Source organism: Rhizobacter sp., assembly GCF_031412075.1.
In the GTDB taxonomy this organism is placed as follows: Bacteria; Pseudomonadota; Gammaproteobacteria; order Burkholderiales; family Burkholderiaceae_C; genus Rhizobacter.
The window spans coordinates 1-7,810 of record NZ_JANOCG010000612.1 but is presented as its reverse complement, the minus strand read 5'-3'; the positions used below and the strand labels follow the sequence as shown (position 1 = coordinate 7,810).

Annotated in this window: 8 protein-coding genes; 4 read left to right on the top strand and 4 right to left on the bottom strand. The window is 65.6% G+C overall.

Going from position 1 to position 7,810, the window contains the following annotated elements:
- The 3 genes from RMO40_RS22625 to RMO40_RS22615 all read right to left on the bottom strand — a co-directional run.
- Positions 1-552, bottom strand: a 552-nt coding sequence (locus RMO40_RS22625) for an arginyltransferase (RefSeq protein ID WP_309725857.1), incomplete at its 3' end; no start/stop codon positions are given.
- Positions 549-1,328: a leucyl/phenylalanyl-tRNA--protein transferase gene (aat, locus tag RMO40_RS22620; protein WP_309725856.1), complete on the bottom strand. Its 780-nt coding sequence runs from the start codon at positions 1,326-1,328 to the stop codon at positions 549-551. The genes aat and RMO40_RS22625, both read right to left, overlap by 4 nt.
- Complete coding sequence (locus RMO40_RS22615; protein WP_309725855.1) at positions 1,325-2,320, bottom strand: XdhC family protein; 996 nt, start codon at positions 2,318-2,320, stop codon at positions 1,325-1,327. The genes aat and RMO40_RS22615 overlap by 4 nt, the downstream gene beginning before the upstream one ends.
- Before the next feature lie 189 nt (positions 2,321-2,509).
- On the opposite strand from RMO40_RS22615, the gene RMO40_RS22610 reads away from it, so the two are divergent.
- The gene (locus tag RMO40_RS22610) at positions 2,510-4,015 is read left to right on the top strand and encodes an ATPase domain-containing protein (RefSeq protein WP_309725854.1); all 1,506 of its coding nucleotides are present in this window, start codon (positions 2,510-2,512) and stop codon (positions 4,013-4,015) included.
- A gap of 58 nt (positions 4,016-4,073) precedes the next feature.
- The gene (locus RMO40_RS22605; protein ID WP_309725853.1) at positions 4,074-5,570 is read left to right on the top strand and encodes an ATP-binding protein; all 1,497 of its coding nucleotides are present in this window, start codon (positions 4,074-4,076) and stop codon (positions 5,568-5,570) included.
- 28 nt (positions 5,571-5,598) lie between these two features.
- On the opposite strand, the gene RMO40_RS22600 is transcribed toward RMO40_RS22605, so the two are convergent.
- A complete protein-coding gene (locus RMO40_RS22600; protein ID WP_309725852.1) occupies positions 5,599-5,847 on the bottom strand; it encodes a DUF3297 family protein in 249 nt (82 codons plus the stop codon).
- An 86-nt stretch (positions 5,848-5,933) separates the two neighbouring features.
- On the opposite strand from RMO40_RS22600, the gene RMO40_RS22595 reads away from it, so the two are divergent.
- Together RMO40_RS22595 and RMO40_RS22590 are read left to right on the top strand one after the other, a co-directional pair.
- Positions 5,934-6,785 carry an NAD(P)-binding domain-containing protein gene (locus tag RMO40_RS22595; RefSeq protein ID WP_309725851.1) on the top strand — a complete coding sequence of 284 codons (852 nt, stop codon included), beginning with the start codon at positions 5,934-5,936 and terminating at the stop codon, positions 6,783-6,785.
- Between the two features lie 17 nt (positions 6,786-6,802).
- Positions 6,803-7,540: a dienelactone hydrolase family protein gene (locus RMO40_RS22590; RefSeq protein WP_309725850.1), complete on the top strand. Its 738-nt coding sequence runs from the start codon at positions 6,803-6,805 to the stop codon at positions 7,538-7,540.
- Positions 7,541-7,810: the final 270 nt, after the last annotated feature.

Below are 7,810 nucleotides of genomic sequence, written 5' to 3'. Positions count from 1 at the left end.
ATAGAAGGTGTATACCGCCGACAGGCCGTCGTTGAGGATGTCGAGAATCGACACCATCTTCAGCGCGCCCAGCGTGCCATCGACCGACGGCTCGCGAAACTCGACCAGGCGCGAGTTGACGCGGCTTTGCAGCAGGAACTGGGTGTACTGGTCGACCGAATCGTTGTCCATGCCGCCGCCGCTGTGGCGCCCGGCCTGGTAACGCAGATAAAGCTGGTAGTGCTCGGGCACGAAGCACAGGCGCAGCACACGCGCTTGCAGGTTGCCGTGCTGCTTCAGGGCACGGCGCTGGCTGCGGGTGGGCTCGAAACTCTTGACCGGAATGCGCAGTGGCACACAAGCACGGCAGCCATCGCAGAACGGGCGGTAGGTGAACATGCCGCTGCGCCGAAAGCCGTTGGCCACCAGGCCGGAGTACGCATCGGCGTGGATCAAGTGGCTGGGTGTGGCCACCTGCGAGCGCGCCATGCGGCCCGCGATGTAGCTGCACGGGTAGGGCGCGGTGGCGTAGAACTGGATCGATGAGAGCGGCAGCTCTTTCGGGTGGGTCACGGGCCAGGTTCCTGAGTGGGCAGGTTGGGTCTGTCGGTCTGGTCGACTTCCAGGTGCGCCCACATCGCCAAATGATAGGTCCAATCCTTCACCGACGGTTCCCTGATCCGTGGGGTGAAGAGGGCCTCGAACTCGCCGCGGGGGATCTCGCGTGCGCCCAGCGACGCCAGGTGGCCGGTGCGTTGCTGGCAGTCGATGAGGGTGATGCCGTGGTGGCGGCAAAGGCACACCAGCGCGGCCATCGCGATCTTCGACGCGTCGGTGCGGTGCGAAAACATCGATTCGCCGAAAAACATGCGGCCGAGGTTGATGCCGTACAGGCCACCGACCAGTTGGCCATCGATCCAGGATTCGACGCTGTGCACGGTGCCGAGGGTGTGCCAGTCGCAATAGGCGTCGATCATCTCCGGCACGATCCAGGTGCCGGCCTGGCCGTCTCGTGGCGTACTGGCGCAGGCGGTGATGACGCGGCGAAAGGCGCTGTCGACGCGGATCTCGCAACGTTTGTCCATTGCAAAGCGCTTCACCGCCTTGCGCAGCGAGCGCGAGAGCTTGAATTCGTCGACAAACAGCACCATGCGCGGGTCGGGTGACCACCACAGGATGGGCTGGCCTTCGCTGTACCAGGGGAAGACCCCTTTGCTGTAGGCCTCGGCCAGGCGTGCAGGGGTGAGTTCTCCGCCGGCCGCGAGCAGGCCCGGGGCGTCAGAGCCTGGCGGCAGGGCGAGCCGTGTGTCGGGCAGCGGGTCGAGCGGGTGGCGCAGCCAGGGGATCATGCAGAGCGGGTGTCACAGGCCTCGGATGTGTTCACCGGCTTCTTCTGCGTGAGCGTCACCCCATGACGCACCGCCACGATCTCGGCCAGGATGGACACGGCGATCTCGGCCGGTGTGCGCCCGCCCAGGTCGAGCCCGATGGGGCCGTGCAGGCGGTCGATCTCTTGCGCCGACAGGTCGAACAAGGCCAGACGCTCGCGGCGCTTCGCGGTGTTGTTGCGCGAGCCCAGAGCGCCCACATAGAACGCGGGCGACTTGAGCGCTTCGAGCAGCGCCATGTCGTCGAGCTTGGGGTCGTGCGTGACGGCCACCACCGCGCTGTGCGGGTCGAGTTGCAGCTCGACCACCAGGTCGTCGGGCATGCTGTGGCTGAAGGTGGTGCCGGGCACGTCCCAGGTGAGGTGGTATTCCTCGCGCGGGTCGCAGCAGATGACTTCAAAGTCGAGCGCCAGCGCCATCTGCGCCAGCACACGCGACAACTGCCCCGCGCCGATCACGAGCAGGCGCCAGCGCGGGCCGAAGAGGGCGCGCAGGGTGTCTCCGTTGAAGCTGAATTCATCGCCGCGCGTGGCGGCTTCCACCGTCACCTGGCCGCTGCGCAGGTCGAGCCGGCGTGCCACCAGCTCATGGCGCTGTGTGCGGGCCAGCACTTCGTCGATCCACCTGGTGTCTTGCAGCGGCTCCTGCACCAGGCGCAGGTTGCCGCCGCAGGGCAGGCCGAAGCGGGCAGCTTCTTCCTTGGTGACGCCATAGGTCACGAGCGAAGGTTGTTTGACTTCATCACCGCCGCGCACCCGCTCGATCAGGTCGTCTTCGACGCAGCCGCCCGAGACCGAGCCCACCACCAGGCCGTCGGCCCGCATGGCCAGCAGGGCGCCGGGCGGGCGCGGCGCCGAGCCCCAGGTTTCGATCACGGTGACCAGCCGAACGGCATGGCCATCGGCATGCCATTGGCGGGCCTGGGTCAGAACTTGGAGGTCGAGGCTGTCCATCGGTCGGGTTCCACGGGGGTGTCGGGCCATGGTATCTCTGGGCGCCCCGGCCGACAGCGCGAACTTTCCCGGCCCGCCCTGACCTGCCTGCGGAGGTATGTCATTTGACACAAGTTCGAGGCGCCGTCCTACAGATCAAAAACAGGTCGTTTCGCTATTATTTTTCTCAGTTTCACGCCACCTAAAGACATGAACACCGCAGGAATCACGCGATCACCCACAGAGGTTGCAGGGCTCGATGAAGTGCTGCACGGCGGCTTCATTGCCGGGCGTCTTTATCTGGTGGACGGCAACCCTGGCGCCGGGAAGACCACGCTGGCGTTGGAGTACTTGATCAACGGTGCTCGCGCTGGAGAAAGCTGCCTCTACGTCACGCTGTCCGAGACGCGTAGCGAGCTGGTCGCCAATGCGGCGTCTCACGGCTGGTCGCTCGACGGCATCGAGATTCTCGAACTGCTGGCCGACGAGCTGCAGGTCGACGGCGAAAGCGACCTCACGATGTACCAGCCCTCGGAGGTGGAGCTGAACGCCACCACGCGCAAGGCGCTGGAGGCGGTGGAACGGCTCAAGCCGCGGCGCATGGTGTTGGATTCGTTGTCGGAGCTGCGTTTGCTGGCTCAGAGCTCGCTGCGCTACCGGCGGCAGATTCTCGGCCTCAAGCAGTTTCTGGTGGGGCGCGACTGCACGGCGCTGCTGCTCGACGACCGCACCACCGAGGGGCCCGACATGCAGCTGCAAAGCATTGCGCATGGCGTGATCTCGCTCGATTCGTACACACCGGCCTATGGGCGCACGCTGCGCCAGCTTCGGGTGGTGAAGTTTCGCGGCAGCGATTTCAGCAGCGGCAGCCACGATTTTGTGATCAACCGTGGTGGGCTCACGGTGTTCCCGCGCCTGGCTTCGTCGCAGCACGGCGTGCCCTTCAAGCGGGAGACGATTGCAAGCGGCGTGGCCATGCTGGACTCATTGCTCAGCGGCGGCATCGACCGCGGCACGGCCACCCTGCTGGTGGGCCCGCCGGGTTCGGGCAAATCGACCATCGCCTTGCAGTACGCGGCGGCGGCTGCGGCGCGTGGCGAGCATGCCGCCATCTTTGGCTTCGAGGAGGCCAAGGCGATTCTGTTCGAGCGCGCGCGCGGCCTGGGCATGCCCATCAACGAAGGTGTCGGGCCGGGGCAGATCATGGTGCAGCAGATCGACCCGGCTGAAATCTCGCCGGGCGAGTTTGCCCACAGGGTGCGGCAAGCAGTGGAGCGCGACGGCGCGCGCGTGGTGGTGATCGACAGCCTGAACGGCTACCTCAACGCCATGCCAGAAGACAAGTTCCTCACGGCGCAGCTGCACGAGTTGCTGTCGTACCTCAACAACCATGGTGTGGCCACCTTCCTCATTGCAGCGCAGAGCGGCATGCTCGGGCCCACGATGCGCTCACCGGTGGATGCGAGTTACCTCGCCGATGCCGTGGTCATGTTCCGCATGTACGAACACGCGGGCAGCGTGAAGAAGGCGATCTCGGTCGTCAAGAAGCGCAGCGGGCTGCACGAAGAGTCGATTCGCCAGCTGCGGTTCGACAGCAAAGGCGTTCATCTCAGTGAACCGCTGATGCACCTGCGTGGGGTGCTGACGGGCGTGCCGGTGGATGTGCCGTCATCGATCCCCGAGCGCTCCCAGCGGCAGCCTCTCGATGCCCGCTGACGCGACACCAAGCGACCAACGGGTTCTGGTTCTGCCGGTGACCCGGCGGGACGGCGAGGTGACACACCAGCTGCTCGTGCGGGCCGGCGTCGCATGCGTGCTCTGCGCCGACCTGCCCATGTTGGCCGCCGAGATCCCTCAGGGAGTCGGCGCGATGATGCTCACCGAAGCGGCGCTGGTGCGGCCCGAGATGCCCGCGCTGCTGGCGGCGCTGCGCGGGCAACCGGCGTGGTCTGACGTGCCGGTGGTCGTCCTCATCCGAGCCAACGAGGTACCGCAGGCGGCGGTGCGCGTGCTGGAGACGCTGAACAACGTGACGGTGCTGGACCGGCCGGTGACGGCGCGCTCGATGGTCAGCGCCATCCAGTCGGCGTTGCGCGACCGGCGCAAGCAGTACCGCATCCGCGACCAGCTGCTGCAGCAAGCACGTGCTGAGAAGGCGCTGATGCTGGCCGACCAGCGAAAGGACGAGTTTCTCGCCACCTTGGCGCACGAACTGCGCAACCCGCTGGCGCCCATTCGCGCCGGCCTGCACATCCTGTCGAAGGGCGCCAGCGGCGACGAGCGCACGCAGCGCCTGCACCAGATCATGGAGCGTCAGATGGGCCAGATGGTCAAGCTGATCGACGAGCTGCTCGAGGTGTCGCGCATCTCCACCGGCAAGCTGGTTTTGCGCAAGGAGCGCGCCGACATGCGCGCCGTCGTCAACCTGGCGATCGAGGGCAGCCAGCCGATGATCGACGCCGCCAACCACAGCTTGCAGGTGCAGATGTTCGACGAGCCTGTCTGGGTGTTTGGCGACCCCTCGCGCCTGGCCCAGGTGGTAAGCAACCTGGTCAACAACGCTGCCAAGTACACGCCCAATGGCGGGCGCATCCGCGTGGAACTGTCACGCCAAGGCAGTGATGCGCTGGTCAGCGTGGAAGACAGCGGCGTGGGCATTCCCGACAACATGATCGACCACGTGTTTGAGATGTTCACCCAGGTCAACCGCACACTAGACCGCTCGCAAGGGGGTCTGGGCATTGGCCTGTCGCTGGTGCGCCGCCTGATGGAGCTGCATGATGGGTCGGTCGAGGCGCAAAGCGGGGGGCCTGACTGTGGGAGCAAGTTCACCATCCGCCTGCCGGTGTGTGCCGATGACGAAGCGATGGAGATGCCGCACCCTTCGATGGCATTGACGGCCAGCATCAACAAGCACATCCGTGTGCTGATCGTCGACGACAACACCGACGCTGCCGACACGCTCGCGATGTTGCTCGAAGCGCACGGGCACCAGACCCGCCGCGCCTACAGCGCACCCGCCGGCATCCTGGCGGCGGCCGAGTTCCAGCCCGAGGCGGTGTTCTGCGACATCGAGATGGCCGGCATGAAAGGCTACGAAGTGGCCTCCCGTTTGCGAGGCGACCCGCGCCACGCCTCGGCGGTGCTGGTGGCCGTGACAGGCCGCGGCAGCGATGAAGACAAGCGCCGCTCGCTGGGCGCCGGCTTCGACCTGCACCTCACCAAGCCGATCAGCTACGAAGCCGTTCAGCAGGCGCTGGTGCGGCTCTGAACGTCCCGCTCGGGGCGGCTGTGGCCCGTCAGCGGTAGAACGCCTCGACCCGGCCCTTGAGGGTGAGCATCAGCGGCTGGCCCTTGCGGTCCTTGGTCTTGCCGGCGGGCACTTTGACCCAACCCTCGCTGATGCAGTACTCCTCGACGTCGAAGCGTTCCTTGTCGTTGAGGCGGATGCCGATGTCGTGCTCGAACACGGCTGCCACATGGTGCGGGCTGCGCGGGTCGGTCGACAGGCGGTCGGGCAGGGTGGGGGCTTCTTTGTTGTCGCTCATGGTGTTGTTTTCGCAGGAGGGGGCTGGCCGGCGATTCTCCCGGATTTGTCTTATCGTGCGCCTCTGCATTGCTGAAGGAGACCTCCATGAAGATCGCTTTTTTCGGAACCGGCCTGATGGGGTCTGGTTTTGTGCGCCGCTTTCGTGCCAATGGCCATGAGGTCAATGTCTGGAACCGCAGCCCGGCCAAGGCGCGAGCGCTGGAGGCCGATGGCGCCAAGGCCTTTGCCGACCCGGCGCAGGCGCTCGAGGGTGTGGAGCGCATCCACCTCTCCCTGGCCGACGACGAATCGGTCGACGCGGTGCTGGAGCCGCTGGCTGCCAGGCTCGCGCAAGGCACCTGGATCGTCGACCACACCACCACCGCGCCCACGCCCACCGCAGCACGTGCGGCACGCTGGCATGCGCGCGGTCGCATGTTCGTTCACGCACCGGTCTTCATGGGCCCGTCGAATGCACTCGAAGGCACGGGCTTGATGCTGGTCTCGGGCGACAAGTCGCACCACGACACGCTGCTGCCTGCGCTGCAGCAGATGACGGGCAACGTGATCTACCTGGGCGAGGCGCCCGAGCGCGCGGCGGCGTTCAAGCTCTTCGGCAACCTCACGCTCATTGGCATCATGGGCGTGCTTGGCGACGTGAATCGCCTGGCGCATGCGAGCGGCATCTCGACCAGCGACGCGTTTTCCTTGTTCAAGCACTTCAACCCTGGGCAGACGTTGCCGGCGCGGGCGGCGCGCATCGAGTCGGGCGACGTGACGCAGCCGTCGTTCGAGGTGGCGATGGCGCGCAAGGACGTGCGGCTGATGATCGAAGAAGCACAACGTGGCGGAGTCGATCTTTTTGTGATGCCCGGCGTGGCTGCGATGTTTGACGCGGCGATTGCGCGCGGTGAGGGCGCGCTCGACGCCGATGTGGCTGCACGCGTGCCACGTTGAATCTTCAGGAGACCGTTTTGATCGAACAACACATCGACATCCCCACCGCCGACGGCGCCATGAACAGCTTCGTGGTGTGCCCTGACGAGGGCGGCCCTTTCCCGGTCGTCTTCTTCTACATGGACGCTCCCGGCAAGCGCGAAGAGCTGCACGACATGGCGCGGCGCATTGCCGCCGTGGGCTACTTCGTCGTGCTGCCCAACCTCTATTACCGGCGCTCGCGCGACTACTGGCTGAAAGAGCGCACCGAAGCCGGCATGGCCGAGATGTTCGGTCACATGGCCTCGCTCGACGCCGCCACGACCGAGTGCGACACCCGCGCGATGTTGAGCTACGTCGATGCGCAGCCCCGGGCCGATGCATCACGCATCGGCGCTGTGGGCTACTGCATGAGCGGCCCGATCGTGGTGTGGGCTGCGGCGGCCTTTGCCGACCGGCTGAACTGCATTGCCTCCATCCACGGCGCCAACATGGCGACCGACAGCCCCGATTCGCCTCACCGCCTGGCGCCGCGCATTCGCTGCGAGACCTATTTCGCCTGCGCCGAGATCGACAAGTGGGCGCCGCCAGCGCACATCGAGCAGCTGTCTGCAGCTTTCACCGCTGCGAAGGTGCCGCACCGTGTTGAGTGGTACCCGGCGGCGGAACATGGCTTCGTGTTTCCGTTGCGGGTGGGCATTTATAACAAGGCGGCGGCCGAGCGGCACTGGGAGCGGTTATTCAGCCTCTTTGAACGCAACTTGCGGGCTGCGTAGGTTCTTGTCACTCCCGAGGAGGCGGGAATCCAGGATGGTTCGCTTATCACCATCCGTTCGGGCTGACCCTTCGACAAGCTCAGGACTGGGTCCGCTTCGCGGATCGAAGCCTTGCTCGTTTTGTCGCATGTCTTCTGCACTGCGTGAGTCCGCGCCTGTAGTTCGTCCCGTCGGCCGACCCCCTTTGGTATATGCATAACTTTGCTTCTCAAAGTGAGCAGATCCCCGCTTTGCGTACTTTGTGTCGACAAAGAAAGGGGGCAAAGAAAG